At 34.6% G+C, this 26,438-nt stretch carries 26 protein-coding genes, 8 tRNA genes and 1 rRNA gene; all 35 read right to left on the reverse strand.

What is annotated here, in order from left to right:
* Window positions 1–126: 126 nt before the first annotated feature.
* Window positions 127–202: transfer RNA gene (locus MUA60_RS14505), tRNA-Ala, on the reverse strand.
* 17 nt (window positions 203–219) lie between these two features.
* Window positions 220–293, reverse strand: a tRNA-Pro gene (locus tag MUA60_RS14510).
* A 10-nt stretch (window positions 294–303) separates the two neighbouring features.
* Window positions 304–380 (reverse strand) — tRNA-Arg (locus MUA60_RS14515).
* An 11-nt stretch (window positions 381–391) separates the two neighbouring features.
* Window positions 392–480 (reverse strand) — tRNA-Leu (locus tag MUA60_RS14520).
* Between the two features lie 15 nt (window positions 481–495).
* A tRNA-Gly gene (locus tag MUA60_RS14525) sits at window positions 496–570 on the reverse strand.
* Window positions 571–604: 34 nt separating this feature from the next.
* A tRNA-Lys gene (locus MUA60_RS14530) sits at window positions 605–680 on the reverse strand.
* Window positions 681–687: 7 nt separating this feature from the next.
* Window positions 688–763, reverse strand: a tRNA-Thr gene (locus tag MUA60_RS14535).
* A 5-nt stretch (window positions 764–768) separates the two neighbouring features.
* Window positions 769–844 (reverse strand) — tRNA-Val (locus MUA60_RS14540).
* A gap of 13 nt (window positions 845–857) precedes the next feature.
* Window positions 858–972, reverse strand: a 5S ribosomal RNA gene (gene rrf, locus MUA60_RS14545).
* Window positions 973–1,255: 283 nt separating this feature from the next.
* Entirely contained in the window at window positions 1,256–2,743 is a 1,488-nt protein-coding gene (gene lysS / locus MUA60_RS14550) for a lysine--tRNA ligase (protein ID WP_025905552.1), read from the reverse strand.
* Between the two features lie 56 nt (window positions 2,744–2,799).
* Window positions 2,800–3,288 carry a 2-amino-4-hydroxy-6-hydroxymethyldihydropteridine diphosphokinase gene (folK, locus tag MUA60_RS14555; protein WP_107577064.1) on the reverse strand — a complete coding sequence of 163 codons (489 nt, stop codon included), beginning with the start codon at window positions 3,286–3,288 and terminating at the stop codon, window positions 2,800–2,802.
* Complete coding sequence (folB, locus tag MUA60_RS14560; RefSeq protein ID WP_126476463.1) at window positions 3,289–3,648, reverse strand: dihydroneopterin aldolase; 360 nt, start codon at window positions 3,646–3,648, stop codon at window positions 3,289–3,291.
* Window positions 3,641–4,432, reverse strand: a complete 792-nt coding sequence (gene folP / locus MUA60_RS14565; protein ID WP_262648878.1) for a dihydropteroate synthase — start codon at window positions 4,430–4,432, stop codon at window positions 3,641–3,643. Before folP ends, folB begins: the two co-directional genes overlap by 8 nt.
* Window positions 4,433–4,561: 129 nt before the next feature.
* The gene (cysK, locus tag MUA60_RS14570; RefSeq protein WP_262648879.1) at window positions 4,562–5,491 is read right to left on the reverse strand and encodes a cysteine synthase A; all 930 of its coding nucleotides are present in this window, start codon (window positions 5,489–5,491) and stop codon (window positions 4,562–4,564) included.
* A gap of 96 nt (window positions 5,492–5,587) precedes the next feature.
* Window positions 5,588–6,466: an Hsp33 family molecular chaperone HslO gene (gene hslO, locus MUA60_RS14575; RefSeq protein WP_262648881.1), complete on the reverse strand. Its 879-nt coding sequence runs from the start codon at window positions 6,464–6,466 to the stop codon at window positions 5,588–5,590.
* Between the two features lie 65 nt (window positions 6,467–6,531).
* Window positions 6,532–8,640 carry an ATP-dependent zinc metalloprotease FtsH gene (ftsH, locus tag MUA60_RS14580; protein ID WP_262648883.1) on the reverse strand — a complete coding sequence of 703 codons (2,109 nt, stop codon included), beginning with the start codon at window positions 8,638–8,640 and terminating at the stop codon, window positions 6,532–6,534.
* 92 nt (window positions 8,641–8,732) lie between these two features.
* The gene (gene hpt / locus MUA60_RS14585; protein WP_037590339.1) at window positions 8,733–9,269 is read right to left on the reverse strand and encodes a hypoxanthine phosphoribosyltransferase; all 537 of its coding nucleotides are present in this window, start codon (window positions 9,267–9,269) and stop codon (window positions 8,733–8,735) included.
* Window positions 9,253–10,533: a tRNA lysidine(34) synthetase TilS gene (tilS, locus tag MUA60_RS14590; RefSeq protein WP_262648884.1), complete on the reverse strand. Its 1,281-nt coding sequence runs from the start codon at window positions 10,531–10,533 to the stop codon at window positions 9,253–9,255. Before tilS ends, hpt begins: the two co-directional genes overlap by 17 nt.
* A gap of 88 nt (window positions 10,534–10,621) precedes the next feature.
* Window positions 10,622–11,005 (reverse strand): S1 domain-containing RNA-binding protein, encoded by a 384-nt coding sequence (locus tag MUA60_RS14595; protein ID WP_262648885.1) that lies wholly within the window; start codon window positions 11,003–11,005, stop codon window positions 10,622–10,624.
* Window positions 11,006–11,088: 83 nt separating this feature from the next.
* Entirely contained in the window at window positions 11,089–11,472 is a 384-nt protein-coding gene (locus tag MUA60_RS14600; protein ID WP_262648886.1) for an FtsB family cell division protein, read from the reverse strand.
* 16 nt (window positions 11,473–11,488) lie between these two features.
* A complete protein-coding gene (locus MUA60_RS14605) occupies window positions 11,489–11,755 on the reverse strand; it encodes an RNA-binding S4 domain-containing protein (RefSeq protein ID WP_037590337.1) in 267 nt (88 codons plus the stop codon).
* Window positions 11,752–12,918 carry a MazG nucleotide pyrophosphohydrolase domain-containing protein gene (locus MUA60_RS14610; protein WP_262648887.1) on the reverse strand — a complete coding sequence of 389 codons (1,167 nt, stop codon included), beginning with the start codon at window positions 12,916–12,918 and terminating at the stop codon, window positions 11,752–11,754. The genes MUA60_RS14605 and MUA60_RS14610 overlap by 4 nt, the downstream gene beginning before the upstream one ends.
* Window positions 12,919–12,925: 7 nt before the next feature.
* Complete coding sequence (locus MUA60_RS14615; protein WP_262648888.1) at window positions 12,926–14,434, reverse strand: polysaccharide biosynthesis protein; 1,509 nt, start codon at window positions 14,432–14,434, stop codon at window positions 12,926–12,928.
* Window positions 14,421–17,930 carry a transcription-repair coupling factor gene (gene mfd / locus MUA60_RS14620; RefSeq protein ID WP_262648889.1) on the reverse strand — a complete coding sequence of 1,170 codons (3,510 nt, stop codon included), beginning with the start codon at window positions 17,928–17,930 and terminating at the stop codon, window positions 14,421–14,423. The genes MUA60_RS14615 and mfd overlap by 14 nt, the downstream gene beginning before the upstream one ends.
* Window positions 17,927–18,499, reverse strand: coding sequence for an aminoacyl-tRNA hydrolase (gene pth, locus MUA60_RS14625; RefSeq protein WP_049320978.1), 573 nt, complete (start codon window positions 18,497–18,499; stop codon window positions 17,927–17,929). Before pth ends, mfd begins: the two co-directional genes overlap by 4 nt.
* Window positions 18,500–18,619: 120 nt before the next feature.
* The gene (locus tag MUA60_RS14630) at window positions 18,620–19,270 is read right to left on the reverse strand and encodes a 50S ribosomal protein L25/general stress protein Ctc (protein WP_262648891.1); all 651 of its coding nucleotides are present in this window, start codon (window positions 19,268–19,270) and stop codon (window positions 18,620–18,622) included.
* Between the two features lie 130 nt (window positions 19,271–19,400).
* Window positions 19,401–20,363 (reverse strand): ribose-phosphate diphosphokinase, encoded by a 963-nt coding sequence (locus MUA60_RS14635; protein ID WP_262650635.1) that lies wholly within the window; start codon window positions 20,361–20,363, stop codon window positions 19,401–19,403.
* Window positions 20,364–20,409: 46 nt separating this feature from the next.
* Window positions 20,410–21,768, reverse strand: coding sequence for a bifunctional UDP-N-acetylglucosamine diphosphorylase/glucosamine-1-phosphate N-acetyltransferase GlmU (glmU, locus tag MUA60_RS14640; RefSeq protein WP_262648893.1), 1,359 nt, complete (start codon window positions 21,766–21,768; stop codon window positions 20,410–20,412).
* 189 nt (window positions 21,769–21,957) lie between these two features.
* Window positions 21,958–22,290: a septation regulator SpoVG gene (gene spoVG / locus MUA60_RS14645; protein ID WP_262648895.1), complete on the reverse strand. Its 333-nt coding sequence runs from the start codon at window positions 22,288–22,290 to the stop codon at window positions 21,958–21,960.
* 56 nt (window positions 22,291–22,346) lie between these two features.
* Window positions 22,347–22,724, reverse strand: a complete 378-nt coding sequence (locus MUA60_RS14650; RefSeq protein WP_025905572.1) for a RidA family protein — start codon at window positions 22,722–22,724, stop codon at window positions 22,347–22,349.
* A 16-nt stretch (window positions 22,725–22,740) separates the two neighbouring features.
* Window positions 22,741–23,565, reverse strand: coding sequence for a pur operon repressor (purR, locus tag MUA60_RS14655; protein WP_025905573.1), 825 nt, complete (start codon window positions 23,563–23,565; stop codon window positions 22,741–22,743).
* 69 nt (window positions 23,566–23,634) lie between these two features.
* Window positions 23,635–24,483 carry a 4-(cytidine 5'-diphospho)-2-C-methyl-D-erythritol kinase gene (gene ispE / locus MUA60_RS14660; RefSeq protein WP_262648896.1) on the reverse strand — a complete coding sequence of 283 codons (849 nt, stop codon included), beginning with the start codon at window positions 24,481–24,483 and terminating at the stop codon, window positions 23,635–23,637.
* A 148-nt stretch (window positions 24,484–24,631) separates the two neighbouring features.
* Window positions 24,632–24,895 carry a biofilm formation stimulator Veg gene (gene veg, locus MUA60_RS14665; RefSeq protein ID WP_025905575.1) on the reverse strand — a complete coding sequence of 88 codons (264 nt, stop codon included), beginning with the start codon at window positions 24,893–24,895 and terminating at the stop codon, window positions 24,632–24,634.
* A 99-nt stretch (window positions 24,896–24,994) separates the two neighbouring features.
* Complete coding sequence (rsmA, locus tag MUA60_RS14670) at window positions 24,995–25,885, reverse strand: 16S rRNA (adenine(1518)-N(6)/adenine(1519)-N(6))-dimethyltransferase RsmA (RefSeq protein ID WP_262648898.1); 891 nt, start codon at window positions 25,883–25,885, stop codon at window positions 24,995–24,997.
* A 4-nt stretch (window positions 25,886–25,889) separates the two neighbouring features.
* Entirely contained in the window at window positions 25,890–26,432 is a 543-nt protein-coding gene (gene rnmV, locus MUA60_RS14675) for a ribonuclease M5 (RefSeq protein ID WP_262648899.1), read from the reverse strand.
* Window positions 26,433–26,438: the final 6 nt, after the last annotated feature.

Below are 26,438 nucleotides of genomic sequence, written 5' to 3' on the forward strand. Positions count from 1 at the left end.
AAGCTTGATAAGCTCATTTTTGATTGGTTAAGCCAATCACTCTGAAGTACTTTCAGTACTCAATTATTGGAATTAACGTTGACATATTGTCATTCAGTTTTCAATGTTCATAATCTATTTTTAAAATGGTGGAGACTAGCGGGATCGAACCGCTGACCTCCTGCGTGCAAAGCAGGCGCTCTCCCATCTGAGCTAAGCCCCCATAAGTATTAATAGAAGTCGGGAAGACAGGATTCGAACCTGCGACCCCTTGGTCCCAAACCAAGTGCTCTACCAAGCTGAGCTACTTCCCGTTATTTAAAATGGCGCGCCCGAGAGGAGTCGAACCCCTAGCCTCTTGATCCGTAGTCAAACGCTCTATCCAATTGAGCTACGGGCGCAAAAACAAAAATGGTGCCGAGGACCGGAATCGAACCGGTACGGTAATCACTTACCGCAGGATTTTAAGTCCTGTGCGTCTGCCAGTTCCGCCACCCCGGCAAGAAAAAATAAAAATGGAGCGGAAGACGGGATTCGAACCCGCGACCCCAACCTTGGCAAGGTTGTATTCTACCGCTGAACTACTTCCGCTAAATAATTATTTTTATATATAGTATATTTAAAATGGTGAGCCATAGAGGATTCGAACCTCTGACCCTCTGATTAAAAGTCAGATGCTCTACCAACTGAGCTAATGGCTCTAAAACATGGTGCCGGCCAGAGGACTTGAACCCCCAACCTACTGATTACAAGTCAGTTGCTCTACCAGTTGAGCTAGGCCGGCAAAAATGGTGGAGAATGACGGGTTCGAACCGCCGACCCTCTGCTTGTAAGGCAGATGCTCTCCCAGCTGAGCTAATTCTCCAATTAACAATATTGCCCGGCAGCGTCCTACTCTCGCGGAACGTAAGCCCAACTACCATCGGCGCCAAAGAGCTTAACTTCTGTGTTCGGCATGGGAACAGGTGTGACCTCTTTGCTATCGCCACCAGACAATGTTGTTTCGTTTTTGTCTTACCTTATATATTATAAAGAACTCATCAAGGCTTTTCAATAGTAAATTTTACACCTTATTAACTTTCTTTACAAACATCTCGAATTGATATGCGCTTGTTTTCAGCGACCTTTATATAATACACAATTTAGAAACACTCGTCAACACTTTACGATAAAAAAGTTTATATTTCTTTAAAAAACTTCATCAATCGCATTTTAAAGCCTTTCAAAAGTATAAAACCGCACACAATATGGAATTGTGCACGGCTTTTAGTTACATTTATTTTTGTCTCATATAAGGGAATAGTAATACATCTCTAATAGATGCAGAGTTTGTTAATAGCATAACTAATCTATCAATACCTATTCCTAAACCACCTGTTGGAGGCATACCATATTCAAGTGCTTCAATAAAGTCATCATCCATTTCATGTGCTTCATCGTTACCTTGATCTTTTTCTTTCATTTGTGCTTCAAATCTTTCACGTTGATCAATTGGATCATTTAATTCAGTAAACGCATTTGCATGCTCTCTACCAACAATAAATAATTCGAATCTGTCAGTGAATCTTGGATCTTCAGGATTTTTCTTAGCTAATGGTGATATTTCGATTGGGTGTCCATAAATAAATGTAGGTTGAATAAGTTTCTCCTCTACTCTTTGTTCAAAGAATTCATTCAGAATATGACCATATGTCATACGATCTTCTACTTCTATATTATGTTCTTTTGCTAAAGCATGTGCTTCTTCATCAGTTTTAACTTCATAGAAATCTACACCCGTATATTCTTTAACGGCATCAACCATATGCCATCTTCTCCAGTTTGGTGCTAAATCTATAGATTCTTCGCCATATTGTACAGTTGTAGAACCTAATACTTTTTCAGCGATTGCTGCTACCATAGATTCAGTTAAATCCATAATGTCGTTGTAATCAGCATATGCTTCATACAATTCAATCATTGTAAATTCAGGGTTATGTCTTGTAGATACACCTTCATTACGGAATACTCTTCCAATTTCATATACTTTCTCTAATCCACCTACGATTAATCGTTTCAAGTGTAATTCAATTGCAATTCTCATGTATAAAGTAGCATCTAACGCATTGTGATGTGTTACGAAAGGACGAGCTGAAGCCCCACCTGCGATTTGGTGCATCATTGGTGTTTCTACTTCTAAGAAACCTTTATTATTTAAGTAAGTTCTCATTTCTTGAATGATTTGGCTTCTTGTAATGAATGTTTTAGTTGATTCTTCACTTGTAATTAAATCTAGGTAACGTTGACGGTAACGTTGTTCAATATCTTGTAAACCATGATATTTATCTGGTAATGGACGTAAAGATTTCGTTAAAACAGTGAATTCTTTCGCTTTAACAGATAATTCTCCAGTATTCGTTTTAAACATAACACCTTTCACGCCTACGATATCACCTAAATCTGCATGTTTCCATATTTCAAATTGTTCGTCACCTACTTGGTCTTTACGAACATAAATTTGAATTTGACCAGTAATATCTTTAACATGTGCAAATCCAGCTTTACCTTTACCTCTTTTAGTCATTAAACGACCTGCGATAGCAACAGCTGATTCGTCTTCTTTATCATGTAATTCTTCTTTACTGAATTCGTCCCATTCTTGGTGTAATGATTTAGAGTCTCCACTGCGGACAAATTTCTTACCGAAAGGATCGATACCTAAATCTCTTAATTCTTGTAATTTTTCTCTACGAACCAACATTTGGTCATTCATTTCTTCTGACATGATTTTCCACTCCTTATTTAAATTACACTTGTTATTTTATTTAAACCACACGTAGATTATTTACTTTCACCATTATACTTTACTACATGTTCATCGTTTGGCAATAGCTCCCAAATATATTTCTTCGATATAGGTTCCACAACATTTGAGGCGATATCATTCAAAGGTATCATCACAAATGCTCTTTCAGTCATTCTAGGGTGAGGTACTTCTAGTTCTGGTGATTGAATAACAGATTGATCATATAATAAAATATCTATATCAATTGTACGTGGTCCCCATCTTTCAACTCGAACACGGTGAAGTTGTTGTTCTACCATCATACAAACTTTCAATAATTCTGATGATTCTAATTCAGTTGAGATTTCAATACACATATTTAAAAAATCAGGTTGATCTGTGTATCCTACTGGTTTCGTTTCATATATTGGAGATTCTTGAATAACTTGAATACCGTCCATTTCATTCAGCAATTTAACAGCTTCTTGCAGTTGATGTTGCCTATCTCCCATATTACTGCCTAAACCTAAATATGCAGTATGCATTTATCTCTTCCTCACTATCTCAATACCTACACCTTTATAATGTCCAGGTATCGGTGGATTATTTTTAGTAATCTTAACTTTGGTTTCCAATACTCGATTATAGTGCGAAAATAGCTCTTTTGCAATACGTTCTGCAAGATGTTCGATTAATTTTACCGGTTTACCTTCCATAATTTCTTTGACAACTTCAAATACTTCACCGTAGTGAACAGTCTTTTCTAAGTCATCTGTTTCGCCCGCTTCAGAAAGATCTAAATATAATTCTAAATCTACTATAAAGATTTGTCCTAGTTCATTTTCCGCTTCAATTGCACCATGGTATCCGTAAAAAGACATGCCTTCTAATATTATTCTATCCATTTAATCGAATCTCCTTCAGAGCATCTATCGTCTTAGCTACTCTTTTGTTCATTTGTACATTGTGGACTCTAACAGCATGGACACCTTTTTCAATTCCGTAAGCTGTTGTTGCTGCTGTACCTTCATCACGTTCATCAACTTTACTTTCGCCACCTAATAAGTCATTAATTAATCGCTTTCGGCTTGTCGCAAGCAACACATTGTAACCTGTAGCGACCAATTCATCTAATCGCGACATAACAATACGTTCTTCTTCTCTAGACTTTGCAAAACCAATACCAGGATCTAACCAAATATTTTTTTCGGGTATGCCACAAATCTCTGCTTGGTTTGCTTGTTTTAATAAAGTAAGCAATAATTCTTCCATTACCGGAACATCTCTCTTGCCGTCGCCGTTATGCATTAACACAATTTCAGCATTATATTCTGCAACGACGTTCAATATATTCGGATCATATAAACCAGCCCACTGGTCGTTAATCATCGTTACGCCTCTTTTTAAAGATTCTTCAGCAACTTTACTTCTGTATGTATCTACTGAAAGTTGTACATCTAAATCACTGAGCGCTTCTACAACTGGGATAACTCTATCCAATTCCTCTTCTAAACTTACTTCTGTATAACCTGGGCGAGTAGATACACCACCGATATCAATAATATCCGCACCTTCTGAGATAAGTTTCTCAGCGTGTTGTCTCGCTTTATCTACACTATTATATGAACCACCGTCAGAAAATGAATCTGGCGTAACATTTAATATACCCATAATTTTCGTATTCACCAAGATAGTCTTCCTTCCTTTTTCATAGATAAATTTATTATAACAAATTTAAAAAATCACGCCTAAATGAAATAACTTCAAAAGTTATTTATTATAGACGTGATACTTATTTTATGATCATTTATTTATCAATTAGTCTTCAAAAGCGTAAAGTGGTGTAGATAGGTAACGCTCACCATTACTTGGAAGAACTGTTACTACTGTTTTGCCTTTACCTAGTTCTTTAGCTTTTTTCAATGCAGCTACAATTGCAGCGCCAGATGAAATACCACCAAGGATACCTTCTTCTTTAGCAACTTTTCTAGACATTTCCATTGCTTCTTCATTACCTACTTTAATAACATCGTCATAAACATCTGTGTTTAAAGTATCTGGTACGAAACCTGCACCTAAACCTTGTAATTTATGAGGACCTGGTGAACCACCACTTAAAACAGGAGAAGCTTCTGGTTCAATCGCAACTATTTGAATATTAGGATATTTTTCTTTAAGAACTTTACCTGCTCCAGATAAAGTACCACCAGTACCTACACCAGCTAAGAAAGCGTCAATTTGAACACCTTCAAATTGTTCAACAAGTTCAGGACCAGTTGTTAATTCATGGACTTTAGGGTTCGCTGGGTTTTCGAATTGTTGTGGTTCAAAATAGCCTTTTTCTTCTTTTAATTCTTTAGCTTTTTTGATAGCACCTTTCATACCTTCTGCACCAGGTGTTAATACTAATTCAGCGCCATAAGCTTTTAATAAAGCACGACGTTCGCTACTCATTGTATCCGGCATTACAAATACAGCTTTATAACCTTTAGCTGCTGCAACCATTGCTAAACCGATACCTGTGTTACCAGATGTTGGCTCAATAATTGTGTCGCCCGGTTTGATTTTGCCTTCTTTTTCAGCAGCTTCAATCATCGCTAAACCAATTCTATCTTTAACTGAGCTACCTGGGTTTTGATATTCTAACTTTACATAAACGTCTGCTGAACCTTCTTCAACTACTTTGTTTAATTTAACTACAGGTGTATCTCCAATTAATTCTACAATATTATTTACTCTCTTAGCCATTTACGCTTCACTCCTAAATAGTTTTTATACCCTAGTTTATTTATCGGATATAATGATTATAACAAAACTTCATATAAAGTGAAAGTATTTACTAAATTAAAGTGCGTTCTTAAGTTCGATTAATTCTTCTTCGCTATATTGATACTTTGTTCTACAGAAATGACATTCTGCTTCAGCACCATGATCTTCTTTAATCATTGCATCAATTTCTGCTTCTCCAAGACCTTTAATTGCATTTAGGAATTTTTCTCTAGAACAATTACATTTGAACTCAACATCCATATGGTCAATAATTCTAGTATTTTCTTTACCTAATACTGTTTCAATTATTTCTTCTGGTGATAATCCTCTATCGATCAATTTAGATACAGGTTCCATTTGATTAATTTTTTCTTCAATTGCTGAAATTGTTTTTTCAGGTGCACCAGGCATAAGTTGAATGATGAAACCTCCTGCTGCTTTAATTGTATTATCAGGATTTACTAATACACCTAAACCAACAGCTGAAGGCACTTGTTCACTTGTTACAAAATAATAAGTGAAATCTTCGCCAAGTTCTCCAGAAACAATTGGTGTAGAACCTGTGAAGTAATCTTTCAATCCGATATCTTTTACGACACTTAATATACCGTCTGTTCCAACAGCACGTCTAACATCTAATTTACCTTGATCATTTAATGGGAAATGCGTTTGTGGATTTTGTACGTATCCTCTTACTTTACCTTTCGCATTAGCATCGACCATAATTTTACCAATTGGTCCTCCGCCATCAATTGTTACGGTTAATTTTTCTTCATTTTTTAGCATTGATCCCATCATCACACCAGCTGTCATTGATCTACCTAATGCTGCTGAAGCTGTTGGCCATGTGTAATGGCGTGTTTGTGCTTCTTGTATTGTATTTGTTGTTTGAACAGCAAAAGCTCTCACTTCATCATTGAAAGCTAATCCTCTTACTAAATAATCTTTTGTCATGTTTTATACTCCTTCTTTAAAAAAAGCCCCTCTCAATCAAATTGTTGAAAGGGACTTTTGTGAAATTATTCTTTACGATCTGTCGGTTTATTGTCACCTAGGTCATCGATATTTGGCTCTTGTTCATGAGCTGGTTCGTCTGAATCACTATCTGAATCTTTGTCTTCACGACGTTTATCATGTGACACTTCTTCTTTAACTTCTTCATATGATTTACCAACTTCATCATCGCCAATATCTAATGTACCTTCTTGTTGCGTTAAGTCACCTTCATATTTATCTTCATCTGAGTCTTCATTTTGGTTAAGATGAGAATCATCATATTTAACTTCTGGTAACTTACCTTCATGGAATAATGATTGAATTTGTTCAGCTACTAATGTTTCTTCTACTAGAAGTGTCTTAGCAATTAATTCTAATTGTGATTTATGTTCAGTTAGAATTTGTTTACAACGTTCGTATTGTTCTTTAATGATACGTTGTACTTCTGAATCAATTTCATAAGCAATTTGGTCTGAATAATTTGGTTCAGATTGCATATCTTTACCTAAAAATACTTGGCCACTATCCGTACTACCGAATTGTAATGGACCTAATTTTTTACTCATACCATATTCAGTAACCATCTTACGCGCAATGTTTGTTGCACGTTGGAAGTCATTATGAGCACCTGTTGATGCTTCTCCAAAGTTTATTTCTTCAGATACACGACCACCAAGTAAACCTACTATCTTATCTAATAATTCTGGTTCAGTCATAAAGTAACGATCTTCTTTAGGAAGCATCATTGCATATCCACCAGCTTGACCACGTGGAACGATTGTAACTTTATGAACCATTTCTGCTTCATCCAATACACAACCGATAATTGTATGACCCGCTTCGTGATAAGCAACAATATTTTTTTCTTTTTCAGAAATCATTCTTGTTTTCTTAGCTGGACCTGCAATAACTCTATCAGTCGCTTCTTCGATATCTCTCATATCAATTTTCGTTTTGTTAGAACGTGCTGCTACTAATGATGCTTCATTTAACAAGTTCTCTAAGTCTGCACCAGAGAAACCAGGCGTTCTTTGAGAAATGGCTTTTAAGTCAACAGTTTCGTCTAACGGTTTATTACGAGCATGTACTTTAAGTACTGCTTCACGTCCTTTTACATCTGGGCGTCCAACTTGGATTTGTCTATCGAAACGTCCTGGACGTAATAATGCAGGGTCTAAAATATCAGGACGGTTAGTTGCAGCTATCATAATGATACCTTCATTTTCACCGAATCCATCCATTTCTACTAATAATTGGTTTAATGTTTGTTCACGTTCATCGTGACCGCCACCAACACCAGCGCCACGTTGACGACCAACAGCATCAATTTCATCTATAAAGATAATACATGGTGCATTTTTCTTAGCGTTCTCGAATAAGTCACGCACACGACTTGCACCGACACCAACGAACATCTCAACGAAGTCTGAACCACTGATTGAGAAGAATGGTGTACCCGCTTCACCTGCTACAGCTCTAGCAAGTAATGTTTTACCTGTACCTGGAGGACCAACTAGTAAAACACCTTTCGGAATACGCGCACCCATTTTCTTGAATTTACGATTATCTTTAAGGAAATCAACTATTTCAACTAACTCTTGTTTCTCTTCATCGGCACCTGCTACATCAGAGAATCTTACACGTTTCTTCTGATTATCATATAGCTTGGCTTTTGACTTACCAAAGTTCATTACTCGGCCGCCGCCACCGCCGCCGCCTTGCATTTGGCTTAAGAAGAAGATGAATAAAAATGCAATAATTAAAACTGGAATAAGCGTTGTTAATACACTAACAAACACACTTTGTTTTTCTTCTTCTTTAACATTAAATTTCAAATCATCTTGTTTCTCAGCAGTTGCTGTTATTTTTTTCAAGTCATCTTGATTATTAAATAAAATAGAAGATGTATATGTTTCATCTTTACCTTTTTTCAATTCACCGCTAACCATATAAACATTCTGTTCTGGTTGAATAGTTAACGTTTTTAAATCGCCTTTTTCTAGCTTCGTCATAAACTCATTATATGTAAGCTGTTTTGGTGATTGTCCATTGCCATTAATGAACTGGAATACACCAAATAGGACGATAGCTAAAAGCGCGATCATTAATATATTACGAAAAGCTTTTTGCATTCAATTTGTCCTCCTACTCAATTAATAAAACTAACAAAAATTTTACCATATTTGTAATTTCATACGCTAGTAATTAAACTTGCTTATACGCATCATTGATATATTTCTGGTTTAAGTGTGCCAATGTATGGTAAATTACGATATTTCTCAGCATAATCTAGTCCGTATCCTACAACAAATTCATCAGGAATTTTTTCTCCGACATATTTTGCTTCGATATCTACTTTACGTTTCATCGGTTTGTCTAACAATGTTACGATTTCAATAGAATTAACATTTCTATATTTCAATAAATCAACGATAGAATTTAAAGTTGTACCTGTTTCTAAAATATCTTCAATGATAATAACATCTCTATTTTCAACAGAAGTACTTAAGTCTTTTAAAATTTTAACTTCTCCAGTTGATTCTGTACCACCGTGATAACTAGAAACATCCATGAAGTCTAATTCTACGTGTGTATCAATGTATTTAATTAAATCGGCCATAAACATGATTGAACCTTTTAAAATACCTACACAAATAGGTGTCTTCCCATTATAATCCTCTGTGATTTGCTTTCCTAATGTTTTGCATCTTTCTTGAATCTGTTCTTCTGATAATACAACAGACTTAATCGAGTCTTTCATTAAAGTCATCTCCAATATAAGTAATAGTTAGTGCGTTTTTAAAGTTAGAATCTATCCAAAAATCACCAATTGCAATAATGTCATCATCATTTAAAATAATTGGACAATTGTTTCTTTTATGTATGTCAATCTTGTTGTCAATCATGATTCTGTTAACTTTTTTGTGATGTTTATTTCCCCGGTTATAATACTGAACACGATCTCCAGACATTCTCGTTCTTACAAATAAAGGCGATGCTATGTCTTTCGTTTCAATTAACCAATTCCCAAATACATATTGTTCATTACGATTTATAAATTTAGAATTTACATTGAACTCAATATCTTCACATAGTAATAATTTATCATATGCTACTATAAACTGCCAATCATCAGATATAGGAATGACGGATTGTTTTGAAAAATTTTTAAATACGTGCATCCATTCTTTATATGACTTCTCGCTATATCTTCGTTTAACATATTGAGCCATTAATTGATCTAATACTTGAATCTTAATTAAATCGTTCAGCTGATTAAATGCATCACGATTAATTTCAACTTGATCAGACAGTTTTATTTCATTAGCAATAAAATTATCTGCTGCAGTTATAATTAATTTTCTTGCATCATTCATCCATTGATTCAAATCCAGTAAATGATCTGTTGAAAATTCTGATCTTTCTTCAATAACAGGCAACAACTGATTTCGTAAATAGTTGCGAGTATATTTACTATCTTTATTTGAATCATCTTCGTAGTACTTAAAATCATTTTCTTGTTGATATTGTTTTATAAATGATTTGGATACATTTAACAACGGTCTACAAATCATATAATCATTTCTTTTTTGAACTTGTTGAATACCTAAAGGTGCACGGCCAATTCTCCCAGTAAATAATCGATAAGCAATGGTTTCTTTTTGGTCATCCATATGGTGTGCTGTCAACAATACATCGCTACCGGTTTGTTTCATCATTTCATCAAACCATTCATATCTCATTTGTCTAGAAATATCTTGTATGCTCTTATTGTGACTAACTGTTTCGCTCAAATCCAATGTCTTGATATATATTTCAATATGATGTTTTTCACAAAATTGTTTAATAAATTCCGCTTCTTCTCGAGAGGCTTCTCTTAAACCATGGTTGACATGTAAACAAATTAACTTATGATATGTGTCTTTATAAGTTGTATTTAACATGTGTAAAAGTGACATGCTATCTATCCCTGTAGAAACAGCTAAAGCTAAATCATCCTCTTGTTGCCAAGTTACATTCAGCATGATTACACACCTCAATTTTCAAAAATTCATTTGATCTTGTCAAAATAAAAAGAGGCTCAACTAATTAGCCTCTTTTTATTATAATCCATTATCGTCTTGCACCTTTACCGCCACGACGTGATTCAGTTTGTCTCTTAATAGATGTTAACTTATCCTCACTATCTTTTAAAAAGTTTGATAATTTCTTCTCAAAGTCTTCAGGCTTAGCTTCTTTCTTAGGCGCTTGGCGCTTTGGACGTTCTTTAGCTTTTTTTATAGATAAACTAATCTTTCCATCTTCAGCTACTGTTAATACTTTAACTTCTACTTCATCGCCTACAGTTAAATGGTCATTCACGTTCTCGACGTAGTTATCAGCAACTTCACTGATATGCACAAGGCCACTTTTCCCTTCAGGTAATTCAACAAATGCACCAAAATTCTTAATACCTGTAACTTTCCCTTTGACTTTATTGCCTACTTCAATTGACATATTATTACTGTATCCTCCTGATATAAATTCACTTTAACCTTATTATATGCTTCTATACAAAATTATACAACGCCATAAACAGATTATTTATCATTTTCCGCGTCTTTTTTGTCTTCTGGTAATTTAAAAATAATTTCACCATCATTGCTTAAAAAGTATTCGCTTCTCGCGAGTTTTTCTATATATTCTTTATCGTTCAGTCGTTTAATTTGTTCTTTAAGTTCTATCTCTTTATCTTGCAATTTTTCATACTTGACAGCTTTTTCTTTACGCTCTTGTACTAATTCATCATTACGATTTTTTTGTAGAAACAGCATGACGATCATAATAACCATTATTAACAATAATACTCCACCAAATAAGGTAAGTCGCTTGCGTATCACTTGGCGCGTTTTATTGACAGTCTTTTTTTGTTTGTTTTGGGACTGTGTATATTCATTATCTAGATTTTTAATTTTTTGCGCCATTGGTGTACCTCCTTATTTATATAGAATCTTGAATTTTTTCTTCTTTAATGACTTCAAACATTGTCTTCGCATTTTCTTTATTAGCATGTTCAGATAATCCCGTCACTTTGACAACAATTATTCTATTACCTAATCTAATTTCTAATTCATCTTCAACACTTACAGTCGTTCCTGCTTTAGCAACTTGACCATTTACTTTAACTCTACCTTGGTCACTCACTTCTTTAGCAAGTGTACGACGTTTAATCAGTCTAGATACTTTTAAATATTTATCTAATCTCAAATTGTTAAATCTCCTTTATTTATAAATTCTTTTAATGATTGTTCACCGTATCCCTCTAATTTGGTTTTATCATACAACTTCAAAAAGTAATCAGCAAATATTTTTTCTAGTTTCTCACGTTTAACTTTGCCTTCTTTTTGTTTTTCATCATTCCAAATTTTCTTGAGGTCTTCAATATCATTCGCTTCTTGGTCACCAAACACATGCGGATGTCTACGTATCATCTTAGACGTTAATGTTTGTACCACTTCTCTTACATCAAAGTACGCTTCTTTCTTTCCAATCGCAGCATGTAACATCACTTGTAACAATATGTCTCCAAGTTCTTCTATCATATGATCAATATCATCTTCATCAATTGCTTCTATTAATTCAAACGCCTCTTCAAGCACATAACGTTTCAATGTTTCATGGGTTTGTACTTTATCCCATGGACAGCCTTCTTCAGACACAAATGTATCAATAGTTTGTTCTAAATATTGAAAATCACCGTAAAGTTGTTCATCTTCAGTTATTTTCGGAATGAATAAACTTGTTAAATTTGATAGCTCAGCATGATGGTCCATTTCATACAATGGACATGAAATAACTTCCGCTTCACCTAGTCTTGCATTAGAAACAAGTTGCACAGGATGGTCATCTGAATATCTTTCCATCAATGTAACTTTAATATCCGATGCAACTAATTGATCATACACTTGGGTAATAATCGTATTCGTTCTTATATTTAATGAAGTCTCAGACAAACTTGTTCCATCTAATAATGTAAACCCGTCATTTGGGTCAATATTAACAGCTCTGAACATATCATCTAGAAAGCTTTTCCCACCTAACACGTGAACATCCGGTGCTTTCTCTAACAAAAGCTGCGTCGTTGTTTCAGCTACCATTGGGTCACCAGGTACCGCATAAATAATGTTTTCATGTTCAGCTTTTTCAATCAATGTATCGACAATTTCAGAATATACATTAAGGAAATCATCGTGCTTTTCATAAATATAATCAAAACCTTGCCAATTTAAGTCTTCTAATTCTTTAACGACTGGATGGTCTAACGTACGCGCATATATAACATCAGCTGATTGAAGTTTGCGGTAAACGCCCATTGGCAATTCTTCTAAACTATAATTACCTAAGCCAACAACTAAAATTTGTTGTGCCATATGTTAATTACTCCTTTATTATTTTATCCATTAAAGGCAAATGTTTCCATTCATCTTTTATTAATATTTTCATTTTTATTATACCTATTATGACAACCATTACGCCAACAATACCTGCCATTAACATAATTAATAAACTGGTCATTCTCGTGTGCGTTGGAATGAGCAGTACCGCTTGTACAAATACAGACATGATCGCAAGCAAAGTGATTACTTTAATCATAAATAAACCCATACGTTGAAATTGATAAAACTTCATTACACGTATATGCAAAATCAATGTATATATAGCGAGTGACAAGACGGTCGACAAACTTGCACCAAATATACCAAACTGCAGTACAAACCAGTAATTCCCGATCAATTTCGCTACCATACCAATCATGAGCGCAATAAATAATATATTTCTATTTAATTTCACTTGCAATAAAGCTGTATACATGATGATAAAAGTCACAAATACAACTGCAAGCATAAAGACGCTCAGTGTGCCGATCAATTCATTCGTCTTAAAGAATACAGTATTTAATAATGGCAGTAAGTTCATTAAGCCAAATGCAGCAGCCATACTAAATAACACTGTTATCTTCAACGATGTATTAGCATATTCATTTACGAGTTGATGGTTTTTCTTTTGCAGTTGTTCTGTTAACAATGGAATAAGCACAAAACTAAATGTCGTTGTGATGATAAGCCCCATCTGAATTAATGAAGCACCTCTATCAAACACACCTTTTACTTTTATACTCTCATGAAAGCTATATCCATTCTCTTGCAACAAATGTATAAGCGTAAATGAATCTACAATTTGCCATAAGATCAATATCAAATAAGAAATGGCATACAAAATTGTCATCGTCACGATATTTTTAGTGTCTTGCAACTTTATTTCCCAGGAAAATCTCAGTCTAGGTTTTCTTTTAAACCAGAAGTAAATTGCAATACAACTTAATCCCAATACAGATCCACTGATTGCGATTGTGCCAGCTTGATAAATTGAAATATTCAAGCCAACAAACAGCAAGATCGCGGTTAAAATCACACCGACTCTAACGACTTGATCAATCACCTGTGAAACGGCAATAAAGTTCATCTGATGTTTCATTTGATAATACCCTCGTACCATTGAGATAAATACAAGTGGTATTAGCGCTAAACTCGCCATACGAATCATAGGCGCTAAGTTCGCGTCACCCATCAGTCCACTTATCAAGTGTGCACTTAAAAATATGACTACACTTAATAATAAACAAGTCATTTGTAAGAACCAGAACATACCTACTATTTGTGATTGTTTACGTTGAATCATCCAGCTACTCATCACACTAGGAAGCGCGTTTAAACTTACAACACTTACAATCGCAACAAGCGGATATACTTGTTGGTATGCATATAATCCTTCATCACCCAAAACATTCTGGTAAGGTACTCTATAAATTGCGCTTAAAATTTTAACAATGACCATCGTACCTGTTAACAACAATACACTATTAAAAATGGGTTTAGATTGTGTCATCGTCTACCAAACTTTCATTGATCACATTAGTTAAGAATTTCAGATCTTCTAACCATTGTTTTGATTTTTGTAATTTAAACACCATTTGATTGTCTGAAACAGCTATTTTTAATTTTCTACCTAATGGTTCTGTAACTTTAAACAACACGTCACCTTTTAGATGATTTGTTGTATATTCCGAAGCTGTCAATTGTATCACTTTAGCGACTTCTTTAATTTCTGTAACACCGAAATGAATACCGTTCAATCTTACTTCCACAACATCTAATAAACGCTGAACTTCAACAGGATATTCACCAAAACGATCAATTAATTCATCTTGAATATCTTCCAATTGAGATTGAGTCGTAATTGATCTTAATTTTTTGTACATTTCAATTTTGGCTTGTTCATTCTTAATGTATTCAGCTGGAATATAAGCATCTATTTTAATGTCCACTTCTAGTTGTGGTACTTCTGATTCTGGTTCAATACCTCGTTTCACATTAACCGCTTCTTCTAACATTTGAGAATATAAGTCGTAACCTACAGAATCTATGAATCCATGCTGCTGACTACCTAATAGATTTCCTGCGCCACGAATATTCAAATCTCGCATGGCAATTTTAAATCCTGAACCTAGTTCTGTAAATTCTTTAATAGCTTGCAGTCTTTGCTCTGCAACTTCAGTCAGTACTTTATTTTGTTCATGTAAGAAATATGCATAACCAATTCGACTTGAACGGCCAACTCGTCCACGTAATTGATACAATTGACTCAATCCAAATCTATTAGCGTCTTCAATAATCAATGTATTAGCATTTGGAACATCGACACCCGTTTCAATAATCGTCGTTGTTACTAAAATATCGTATTCTCCATCAACAAAATTCAACATCGTTTCTTCTAATTCTCGTTCTGTCATTTGTCCATGAGCAACGCCAATTCTCGCATTAGGCATGAGCATAGATAACTGTTCACTCTTTTGATATATAGACTGCACGCGGTTATATAAATAGAATGCTTGTCCACCACGTGAAAGTTCACGTTCTAGTGCTTCTTTAACAAAACTCATATTCTGTTCTAATACATATGTTTGAACAGGGAATCTGTTTTCAGGTGGTGTTTCAATAACAGATAAATCTCTAACACCTAATAAACTCATATGAAGTGTTCTCGGAATTGGTGTAGCTGTTAAAGTAAGAACGTCTACATTTGTCTTTAATGCTTTAATTCTTTCTTTATGTTTCACACCAAATCTTTGTTCTTCATCGACGATTAATAATCCTAAATCTTTATATTCAACATCTTTACTTAGTAATTTATGTGTACCTACAACAATGTCTACAAATCCAGATTTGATACCTGCTTTCGTTTCTTTTACTTGTTTAAGCGTTCTAAATCTACTCATCATTTGAATTTCTACTGGATATTCTTGCATACGTTCTCTGAATGTTTCAAAATGCTGTTGGGCAAGAATCGTTGTTGGTACGAGCACGGCTACTTGCTTACCTTCCAAGACTGCTTTAAATGCAGCTCTTATCGCTACCTCAGTCTTACCATAGCCAACATCACCACAAAGCAGTCTATCCATCGGTCTTCTTTTTTCCATATCTGCTTTAATTTCTTCTAAAGAAGTGACTTGGTCAGGCGTAGGTTCATATGGAAAGTCCATTTCAAATGTCATTTGTTCTTCAGTATCCGGACCGTATTGATAACCCTCAACTTGTTCTCGCTCTTGATAAAGTTTCAACAGTTCATCCGCAATGTCTTCCACATTTTTTTGAACTTTAGCTTTTGTCTTTTTCCATTCTGTACCGCCAAGTTTATTCACCTTTGGCTCTTTATCATCGGATCCAACAAACTTCTGAACATCATTCATTTGATCAACTGGTACAAATAGTTGATCGGTACCTTTATATTGAATTTTAATATAATCTTTATGAATGCCGGATACTTCTAATGTTTCAACACCTAAATATTTACCAACACCATGATGTACGTGTACAACATAATCTCCCACATTCAATTCTTGGTAAGATTTTATTTTTTCAGCGTTAGATAACTTTTGTCTTCTTTTAGATTGTTTTCTTTCACGTGCTTTGAAAAGTTCTTTTTCTGTCACGACGACAAGTTTCATATAAGGTAATTCAAATCCTTCTGACAGCGCGCCATCTGTTACGATAGCCTGTCCTCTATCACCGACTTGTTCTACCCTATCTATAACAGTTGGAATTTTCATGTCGTTTAACATACTTTGAATACGAGACTTTCTCGTTTCGGATTCTGCTAATAATACGACTGTGAATCCTTGTTTCATAAAGCGATCAAACTCTGATTGCATAATGTCATATTGTCCATAGAATCTTTGAACAGGTTTACATGAGAATTTTACCATCTCTTCAATTTCAACTGGCATACTTGCAGTAAATAAAGTGAAATAGGCAATTTTATGTTGATGTAACAGTTCTGTAAAAGCATGTTCTGAAATAAAACGTTGACCAATAAATCCTTGCCCTGATTCTATTAGCGATTGCGTAAATTCTTCGATTTCAACATCTAATGAATGTTCAGTTTCTTTAATTCGATTATATTCGTCTACAACAACAAGTGCATCATCCGCAAAATAATCTGTTAAAGTTGTGACTTCATCATACATAAACGAAATCACACGTCTTAAAATTTGATGATCTTTCAATTCATCACTTTGCATCAATATCGTTTGATACGTATCTTTTAAGTCGGGACGCATTTCTGTAGCTAGTTGTTGCCTTGTTTTTTCATATGCATCTTCCATACGTTCTGGAAGCTGGCTAATTTGTTCACTTGTAAAAATATAATCACTAGCCGTTGTAATTTCAACTTGTTCAACATTACCTAAAGAACGTTGTGTTTCAACGTCAAACAATCTCATACCGTCTACTTCAGTATCAAACAATTCAATTCGAACTGGGTCTCCAGTTACCGGATAGATATCAATCAATCCACCACGAATCGAGAACTCACCAACTGCTGATACTAACGATTGCCTCTTATAGCCCATATCAACCAATTGATTAGCCCATTCATCTAAATCAATATCATCACCTATTTGAATCGATTTATAATGTTCATTCCAAATATGCTTCGGTGTTAATTGTTTTTTCAACCCGTTTATAGGCACGATAAATAAGCCCTTCTTGCCTTGAGCAAGTTGGGTTAATGTTCTAATACGTTCACTCATTAAATCGGGACTTTGCGTCGAGAACGCCTCTATCATAATATCTTGTACAGGAAACTTAAATACTTCTTCAGGTGGTAATAATTGAAGAATATCCGCTTCTAATTTATCCGCCTGATACAAGTTATTTGTTACGATAACGAGTTGTTTATCGTTTTTAAGATATTGTTCTAATATGAGTAGCGCTTTACTCGACTGATTCAGTCCTGTTATGAGTATGTTCTTTTCTCCAAATATTTGCGTTAATTCTTGAAATCGTTCATCTGCTTGTATGATTTCATGGATAACGTGTTTCATATAACTTCACCATTATACTGGTTCATCACATTCTGAAAAGTTTCGCCTTTAATTATAGCTTCACAAGCATCTGCTGCGCGATCGATCACTTTTTCCATTGTAATCATTTCATCATCAGAGAACTTTTGAAGCACATAACTCGGTACACTCATACCATTTGTAGGACGATCAATTCCGATTCTAATACGGTTAAAACGATCTGTCCCTAAATGTTGAATTAAAGACTTCATACCGTTATGACCACCAGCACTTCCTTTCTGACGTAGTCTCAAATGACCTTGAGATTGGTCCATGTCATCATAGAGTACAACTAGATCCTCTATATCTATATTATAATAATCCATTAGTGGTCTTACAGCTTCACCTGATAAATTCATGAAAGTCATAGGCTCAATAAGCATTACTTTCTCTCCATTTATAAGCCCTATTGTATATGCGCCTTTAAATTTTTGTTTATCTAAGTCTAATTGGTGACGATCAAGCAATTTATCAACTACTTCAAAGCCAATATTATGACGTGTAAGGTCATATTTCTTTCCGATATTTCCAAGTCCAACAATACATTTCATGTTGTAACCTCCATATTAATACTAAGTATATATTATAGCATTTTTGTGATTTATTTCATCTATCTATACTCAAATAAAAAAACCCAACACAAATGTGTTGGGTTGAAGATTTAAAAAATATTATTTTTCTTCTTCTTCTGCTGCTTCTTCTTTTTCAGCTTCTTCTTCTGCTACTGCATCAGCTTCTTCAGCTGCAGTTTCTTCAGCATCTTCAGCAGGTTCTTCTGTTGGAGGAACTACTGTTACAACTGCTTCTTCTTTATCGTTTTCGATAGTGTATTTATCAGTTGCATCTAAGTCGCCTACTAAGTAGCTATCACCAATAGCTAATTCTGTAATATCAACTTCGATATTTTCAGGAATTGCATCTGGAGTAGTTGTAACTTGTAAGTCGAATAATGGTTGTTGAACTACGCCACCTTCAGAAGCACCAACTGATTCACCTACTAATACTACAGGTACGTCTACAGTTAATTCTTCTTTCATGTTGATAGCTAAGAAGTCAACGTGAGTGATTTGGTTTTTAAGAGAATCATATTGATAATCTGAAACCATAACTTTGATTGTTTTTGAACCAACACCTAATTCGATAACGCCGTTACGTCCAACTTCACGAATTGTTTTGATGAATTCAACTTCATCAACTTTAACAGATGTATTTTTAGCACCGTAACCGTATACGACTGCTGGAATAACACCTGAAGCTCTTAATTTACGTAAACTAGAACGAGTTTGTTTACCTTGACGGATAACTGACTTTAATGAAGTCATTATCTTTTCCACCTTTCATTTATGCGCAATATGCGCTCCTACACTTACCCATCAACAACAATTGCTGCTTGTAAGTGGTTATTTAGTCCATAAAAATGAACCGTGTGTTATTATACACGAATATTATAAATTAATCAAATAGCACACTAACAGATTCTTGTTCATATACTCTAACAATTGCTTGTGCTAATAATTCTGCTACAGACAATTCTTTAACGTTTGAAGGTTTTCTATCTTCTGGTAATTGAATAGAGTTTGTAACAACTAATTCTTTAATTTGAGAATTTTCGATACGTTCTTTTGCTGGTCCTGATAATACAGGGTGTGTACAACAAGCATATACTTCTTTTGCACCTTTTTTAACAAGTGCATCTGCTGCTAATGTAATTGTTCCAGCTGTATCAATAATATCGTCGATAATGATGGCAGTCTTACCATTAATATCTCCAACAATATTCATAACTTCTGCTACGTTCGGTTTCGGACGACGTTTATCAATAATAGCGATAGGTGTTTTTAGACGGTCAGCCATTTTACGCGCTCTTGTTACGCCACCATGGTCAGGTGAAACAACTACTGTTGATTCAGGATCTAAACCTTTTTCTAAGAAGTAATTTGATAAAATTGGTACGCCCATTAAATGATCAATCGGTATGTCAAAGAACCCTTGAATTTGAGGTGCATGTAAATCAAGTGCTATCATTCTGCTTGCGCCAGCTTTTTCAATAATATTTGCCACAAGTTTAGCAGTGATTGGTTCACGGCTTCTAGCTTTACGGTCTTGTCTTGCATAACCGTAATAAGGCATTACAATATTAATATTTGCTGCTGATGCACGTTTACAAGCATCAATCATAATTAATAATTCCATCAAGTGTTCATTCACTGGGTTTGATGTTGGTTGAATAATAAACACATCACAACCACGGATACTTTCTTCAATATTAATTTGAACTTCACCATCAGCAAATCTCTTAACTGTAGATTTACCTAATGGAATCCCTACTAAATTGGCAACTTCTTGTGCTAATGGTTGGTTACCTTCAAGCGAAAATATTTTTAATGAAGAGTTCTTATATTCAGTGTTCAACATTTCTGTTCCTCCGATATCATTTTGACTCATGTTTTGACGGCTCCTTTTATTTCGTTTTATAATATCCTTCTTTTGTCGTTTGTCTAGCGCGACCTAGCGCCAAGCTTTCATTTGGTACATCATCTGTAATTGTTGACCCTGCTGCTATGAATGATCCATCTCCAATTTCTACTGGTGCAACTAGATTTGAATTACATCCAATAAATACATCATCTCCTATAACCGTACGGAATTTATTCACGCCATCATAATTTACAGTGATAGAACCACAACCAATATTTGTTCTTGCACCTACTTCTGCATCTCCGATATAACTTAAGTGTGAAACTTTAGCCCCATCTTTTAAGACAGCCTTTTTAGTTTCAACAAAGTTACCAATTTTCGTATCTTTGCCTAGTTCAGAACCTGGTCTTAATTGTGCAAATGGTCCTACTGTAGCGTTTTCGCCTACAACTGAATCTGTAATAACAGATTGTTTAATTGCAGCATCATCTTTAATTGTACTATTTTTGATGTCAGAATTCATTCCTATCGTAACATTTTTTCCTATAATTGTTGTGCCAGAAAGTCTTACACCTGGTTCTACAACTGTATCTTCACCAATTACGACTTGTTTCCCGATATAAGTTGTAGCTGGATCAATAATTGTTACGCCATTTAGCATATGTTGATGATTAATACGTTCTTTCATTTTCTGTTCCGCTTTCGCAAGTTGCACTCTATCATTCACACCCATAATGCCGTCAACATCGTTCGTAATAAAAGCAGAAACTTTTTCATTTTCTTCTTTTAGGATGCGAATCACATCTGGTAAATAATATTCACCTTGCGCGTTATCATTGTTTACTTTTTCAAGTGTTTCAAACAACTTTTCGTTATCGAAAGCAAATATACCAGAACTTATTTCATTAACTTCAGCTTCAGCAGAAGAAGCATCTTTTTGTTCGACAATTCCAGAAATCAAACCATTTTCATCGCGAATGATTCTGCCGTAACCAAACGGGTTATCAACTTTTGCAGACAAGACAGTTGCTACTGCACTTTCAGACTCATGAAAATCTAATAAGTTTTTAATCGTTTCATCACTGATTAATGGTGTGTCTCCACATACAACAATTGTTGTGCCTTTTTCAGTACCTAATATATCTTTAGCAGTCTTTACTGCATGTGCTGTTCCTAATTGTTCTTCTTGATGTACAAACTGAGATGCATGACCGATTGTTTCTTTGACTTTTTCAGCACCATGCCCAACAACTGTTACGACTTTATCAACACCTGCATTTTTCACACTATCTATAACATGTTGAACCATTGCTTCTCCAGCTACTGTATGTAGTACTTTGTAAAGTTTAGATTTCATTCTTGTACCTTTACCAGCAGCTAATACAACTGCATATTTTTGCATTGCAAATACCTCCATTTATACACACTTTAGTCTATTATAATTTAATTGACCGCATAGTATCAAGAAAGAGTTCAAGTAAACGTTTCCTTATTAACAAACCCATCATCATGACACAAAAAACAGCAGTTAAAATCTTGTGATTTTAACTGCTGTTTATCAATATACGTGAGCTGAGTACTTTAAATATCGTTATTCTTCTTCACTGTCTGATGCTTCATTGCTATCCTCTGAATTTGAGGCTTCTTGAGCTGATTTTGGAATAATGACTTCATCTGTTTTATCATATACTTTCATAACCGCTTCTTGAATTTCTTGTCTCATTTCAGAATTAATGGGATGCGCAATATCTCTAAATTCCCCATCTAGCGTACGCTTACTAGGCATAGCCACAAACAGTCCTGAATTTCCCTCGATTACTCTTAAGTCGTGAACAACAAAAGCGTCATCTAATGTTATAGAAACTAATGCTTTCATTCTTCCATCCGTTTGAATTTTTCTTAATCTCACATCTGTTACCTTCATGATTTGTGTGCCCCCTGTTTTGTCTATTTAAAGTAGCAGCATCATATTAATTGAAGTTAGTTATTTATTTTTGCAATCATTTCGATTTCAACTTTTACATCTTTCGGTAAACGTGCAACTTCCACACAACTTCTAGCAGGCAAATGTTCATTAAAATATTCGCCGTATACGGCATTGATGTCTTGGAAATCGTTCATATCTTTTATAAAAATTAAAGATTTAACGACACTATCTAAAGATGCGCCACTTTCTTGAAGTACGACTTTTAAATTTTCTAGTACTTGCTTAGTTTGTTCTTTGACATCTTCAGAAACGACTTCACCTTGTTGATTTAATGGTATTTGACCAGAAGTAAATACTAAACTATCTACTACTACTGCATGGCAATATGGTCCTAAAGCTTCTGGAGCGTTTGTTGCGTTAATACTTTTCATGTTGATTACTCTCCTTTTAATTAAATCTTTTTAAACAGTTGCCTTCTTCTACTGAAAATTGTTGATTGTACTCGTCTACGTCAGATAACCTAACTAAAGATGTATAATCTTCAATCAATCGATGTTTAACTTCTTTTGATTCTACAAGTACTGATACCCCTTTTACTGTAGCTTTAAACTCATTCATCAAATTGATTACACCATTAATAGATCCGCCTGCTCTCATAAAGTCATCAACAATCAATACATTCGAATATTCAGGCAATGTTCTTTTTGATAAAACCATTGTCTCAATCTTTCTAGAAGACCCAGACACATAGTTAATCGATACTGTAGATCCTTCTGTAACTTTATTGTCTTTTCTTATAACCACAACTGGCAAATTAAGCACTTTCGCCACGGCATTTGCTAAAGAAATACCCTTTGTTGCTATTGTAACTACCGCATCAAGTTCTTCATCCATGTACATTGTAGCGATTAATTCCCCTACTTGATTTAATAGTTTAGGATTCCCTACTAAATCTGACATAAATAAATAGCCACCTGGCAACAGTCTTTCTTTTTCTTTTAGTAATTCACACAATTTTTCAATCAATTCACGTGCTTCTTCGACGTACATTTTAGGTCGGTAAGTTACGCCGCCGCTTGCACCGGCAGTCGTTTCTATAATACCAAGTCTCTCAGCAGTAAACGTTTCTTTAATAATTTGTATGTCTTCACTAATAGACGACTTTGCCTGACCAAAATGATTCACAAAATAAGTCAACGGCACTAACTCGTTCGGATGTTTCAATAAATATTGTGTCATATAAACGATTCTTTCACTTCGTTTAAACCTCATTTATAAAACTCCAATCTCTATTCCGTATTTTAAGCCTAATTATACTATAATCGTTCGCATTCCTCAAAGCTATCCGAGCAGTCTCGCGATGTATACATCGTTACAACATCCCATCAAAGCATTATATACTTGCTTAGCTTGTCTTTCTTTTTGAACAAAGCCATATATAGTCGGGCCACTGCCACTCATTAAAGCAGCATCTACTCCAGTATTACTCATAGTGTTCTTCAATTTCTCAACTTCTGGATACAGCTGCATAGTAACTTTTTCAAGGCTGTTGCCAAGTGACTGACACATTGCGGCATAATCGTTATTTTCGATTGCTTTAAGACACGCTTGTGTTTGTACTTCTTCCTTGTTTTCCAAATCTAATGCGCCGTATATTTCAGGCGTTGAAACACCTATATCTGGTTTCGCGATAACGACCCATGCTGAAGGTGATTTAGGTAAGTGCGTAATTTTCTCACCTCTACCTTGGCATAAAGCAGTTTTTCCATAAATACAAAATGAAATATCTGATCCAATTTCCGAAGCCAACTCACTTAATGTTTCTAAAGATTCGTTAATCCCCCATAATTCATTCAAACCTCTAAAAGTAGCGGCTGCATCACTTGACCCACCAGCTAAACCTGCTGAAATCGGTATACTTTTTTCTAATGAAATCTTCACACCTTTTTCAATATTGTATCTATCTTGCATCAACTTTGCTGCTTTATAAGCTAAATTTCTATGATCACTTGGTACAAAATTATGTTCTACATCAATTATAATTTCCCCATCGTCTCTACACTCAAATGTTAATCGGTCATTCAAGTCGATGGTCGTCATAATCATTTCCACTTCATGATACCCATCTTCACGTTTATATAACGTATCTAATGTTAAATTAATTTTTGCTGGTGCAGTTTCATAAATCATATACTTGCCCTCTCTAAAACTTATTATTATGATTTTACCATAAATAAAAGTTAGAAAGTATTAGCTTTATTCTATTTTTTGGCATAATAAAAACCCCTACGCCATATCACAGTCATATCGCGTAGAGTTTTTTATTAAATACCTTTAATTATTGAACGATGAATTCCTCTTTATGTTCATTCATAAAAGTTACTTGGACATTCTCAGTTAATACATCAGTGTATGTATAAGATACACGCTCAAAATTATGTTTCTCTTGATCTAATTCGACCACGAAAACTGATGGATACGTTTCCTTAAGCACGCCACTTCGCTCAATTAACTTCTTACGTCCTCCATTAGCTTTAAGTACAATACGATTTCCTAATTGACATTCCAATATTTTTTTGATGTCTACTAAAGTCTTCGGCATATTGACCCACCTCGCTATAGATAAAATTATACTACGAAAGCGGATTTTTGTCAAATAAAATTTAAATTTTATCAAGATGATAAAGCAATGTCAATATATTTACACAGATAAATTCGGGTATTTTTTCAAATTGTTACAAAGATGTGCATATTCTTGTATTGTTATCGTTTCACCACGTCGCTTAGGGTCTATGTTTGAAGCATTTAGCCATTCGACGATTTCATCTTTATGCAGTTTGCCATCTTTAATTGTATTAATATAATTGTTCAAAATTGTTTTTCGTCTTTGTCCGAAAGCACCTTTTGAAAGTTTGAATAGTAGTTTCTCATCATCTACTTCGACGATCGGTTCAATACGTTTCGTTAATTTAATAACGATTGAATCAACATTCGGTGGTGGCATAAAGACAGTCTTCGGGACGACTAAAACACGTTCAGTTTCAGTGTAATACTGACAAGCTATTGATAATGAACCATAACTCTTACTACCTACTTCAGCGTTTAAGCGTTCTCCTACTTCTTTTTGCATCATGACAACATAGCCATCTATTGGTAAATCATTTTCTAGTAAATTCATCAATATTGGCGTCGTAATGTAATAAGGTAAATTAGCAACCAACATAATTTTATCGCAGTCTTTTAAGTGCGTTTCAATTTCTTGTTTAACGTTGGCTTTCAATATATCTTCATTTACAACTGTTACATTGTTATATGGACTTAACGTATCTTCTAATACAGGTATTAATCTTTGATCAATTTCAAAAGCCAATACTTTCTTTGAAGCTCTCGCTAATTGTTCAGTAAGTGAACCCATTCCTGGTCCAACTTCAATAACACCTGTATGCTCATCTATATCACTAACAGCAATAATTTTTTGAATAATATTTGTATCGATTAAAAAGTTCTGACCTAAACTCTTTTTGAATTTAAATCCATATTGATCTAATAACGCTTTTGTACGTTTAGGTGTTGCTATATCTTTATCGTTCATCGTGTCACTCCTCTTTATATCCCAGTGCTTCTTTTACATCTTTCTCAGTATAACCGAAGGCATTTAATTTGTTTAGCAATTGTTTGCCATTTGAATGGCCTATATTTAATTTACTGCATAGTATTTCACGTTTTCTTCTAGCGTCTGGTCCTATAATTAAACCAAGATTAATTAAGACTGCTTTATCAATTGTTTCAATATCCGCTTCTAATGGAGAACTTACATTTGTAAGTGCATCTTTAATTGTTTCAATTGAGGCATGTTCAACGCCTATTTTCCCTCTTTTATTTTTAGCTTTATCTCTTGGTATAAATGCATGTTTCACACTAGGGATATACTGCTTAATTGTATTTCTAATTTTATCACCTGGGAAATCTGGGTCAGTTAGTACAATGACACCACGTTTTTCATGCGCTTGTCTTATAACTTCTAGTGTTTCTTTTGATATTGCTGAGCCATTTGTTTCTATCGTATCACAATCTACTGCTCTTTTAACATTAACTGTATCATCGCGTCCCTCAACAACAACAAATTCATTTATCTTCATATTCAT

Origin of the sequence: Mammaliicoccus sciuri, from assembly GCF_025561425.1 — a bacterium.
In the GTDB taxonomy this organism is placed as follows: domain Bacteria; phylum Bacillota; class Bacilli; order Staphylococcales; family Staphylococcaceae; genus Mammaliicoccus; species Mammaliicoccus sciuri_A.

What these genes read in the sequence shown, in the direction of transcription:
- pth (WP_049320978.1), bottom strand. Translation starts at nt 18,499, where the DNA reads ATGAAATGTATTGTTGGACTTGGAAATATCGGAAAGAAATATGACCTT.
- rsmA (WP_262648898.1), bottom strand. Translation starts at nt 25,885, where the DNA reads ATGAACGATAAAGATATAGCAACACCTAAACGTACAAAAGCGTTATTA.
- folB (WP_126476463.1), bottom strand. Translation starts at nt 3,648, where the DNA reads ATGGATAGAATAATATTAGAAGGCATGTCTTTTTACGGATACCATGGT.
- MUA60_RS14650 (WP_025905572.1), bottom strand. Translation starts at nt 22,724, where the DNA reads ATGAAAAGTATTAACGCAACAAACGCTCCAGAAGCTTTAGGACCATAT.
- hpt (WP_037590339.1), bottom strand. Translation starts at nt 9,269, where the DNA reads ATGAAAGACTCGATTAAGTCTGTTGTATTATCAGAAGAACAGATTCAA.
- veg (WP_025905575.1), bottom strand. Translation starts at nt 24,895, where the DNA reads ATGCCGAAGACTTTAGTAGACATCAAAAAAATATTGGAATGTCAATTA.
- MUA60_RS14595 (WP_262648885.1), bottom strand. Translation starts at nt 11,005, where the DNA reads ATGTCAATTGAAGTAGGCAATAAAGTCAAAGGGAAAGTTACAGGTATT.
- rnmV (WP_262648899.1), bottom strand. Translation starts at nt 26,432, where the DNA reads ATGAAGATAAATGAATTTGTTGTTGTTGAGGGACGCGATGATACAGTT.
- MUA60_RS14615 (WP_262648888.1), bottom strand. Translation starts at nt 14,434, where the DNA reads ATGACACAATCTAAACCCATTTTTAATAGTGTATTGTTGTTAACAGGT.
- MUA60_RS14610 (WP_262648887.1), bottom strand. Translation starts at nt 12,918, where the DNA reads ATGGCACAACAAATTTTAGTTGTTGGCTTAGGTAATTATAGTTTAGAA.
- lysS (WP_025905552.1), bottom strand. Translation starts at nt 2,743, where the DNA reads ATGTCAGAAGAAATGAATGACCAAATGTTGGTTCGTAGAGAAAAATTA.
- ftsH (WP_262648883.1), bottom strand. Translation starts at nt 8,640, where the DNA reads ATGCAAAAAGCTTTTCGTAATATATTAATGATCGCGCTTTTAGCTATC.
- MUA60_RS14635 (WP_262650635.1), bottom strand. Translation starts at nt 20,363, where the DNA reads ATGTTGAACACTGAATATAAGAACTCTTCATTAAAAATATTTTCGCTT.
- cysK (WP_262648879.1), bottom strand. Translation starts at nt 5,491, where the DNA reads ATGGCTAAGAGAGTAAATAATATTGTAGAATTAATTGGAGATACACCT.
- folK (WP_107577064.1), bottom strand. Translation starts at nt 3,288, where the DNA reads ATGCATACTGCATATTTAGGTTTAGGCAGTAATATGGGAGATAGGCAA.
- mfd (WP_262648889.1), bottom strand. Translation starts at nt 17,930, where the DNA reads ATGAAACACGTTATCCATGAAATCATACAAGCAGATGAACGATTTCAA.
- glmU (WP_262648893.1), bottom strand. Translation starts at nt 21,768, where the DNA reads ATGCAAAAATATGCAGTTGTATTAGCTGCTGGTAAAGGTACAAGAATG.
- MUA60_RS14600 (WP_262648886.1), bottom strand. Translation starts at nt 11,472, where the DNA reads ATGGCGCAAAAAATTAAAAATCTAGATAATGAATATACACAGTCCCAA.
- purR (WP_025905573.1), bottom strand. Translation starts at nt 23,565, where the DNA reads ATGAGGTTTAAACGAAGTGAAAGAATCGTTTATATGACACAATATTTA.
- spoVG (WP_262648895.1), bottom strand. Translation starts at nt 22,290, where the DNA reads ATGAAGGTAACAGATGTGAGATTAAGAAAAATTCAAACGGATGGAAGA.
- hslO (WP_262648881.1), bottom strand. Translation starts at nt 6,466, where the DNA reads ATGACAAAAGATTATTTAGTAAGAGGATTAGCTTTCAATGATGAAGTG.
- MUA60_RS14630 (WP_262648891.1), bottom strand. Translation starts at nt 19,270, where the DNA reads ATGACTTCATTAAAGTCAGTTATCCGTCAAGGTAAACAAACTCGTTCT.
- ispE (WP_262648896.1), bottom strand. Translation starts at nt 24,483, where the DNA reads ATGATTTATGAAACTGCACCAGCAAAAATTAATTTAACATTAGATACG.
- tilS (WP_262648884.1), bottom strand. Translation starts at nt 10,533, where the DNA reads ATGCTGAATGTAACTTGGCAACAAGAGGATGATTTAGCTTTAGCTGTT.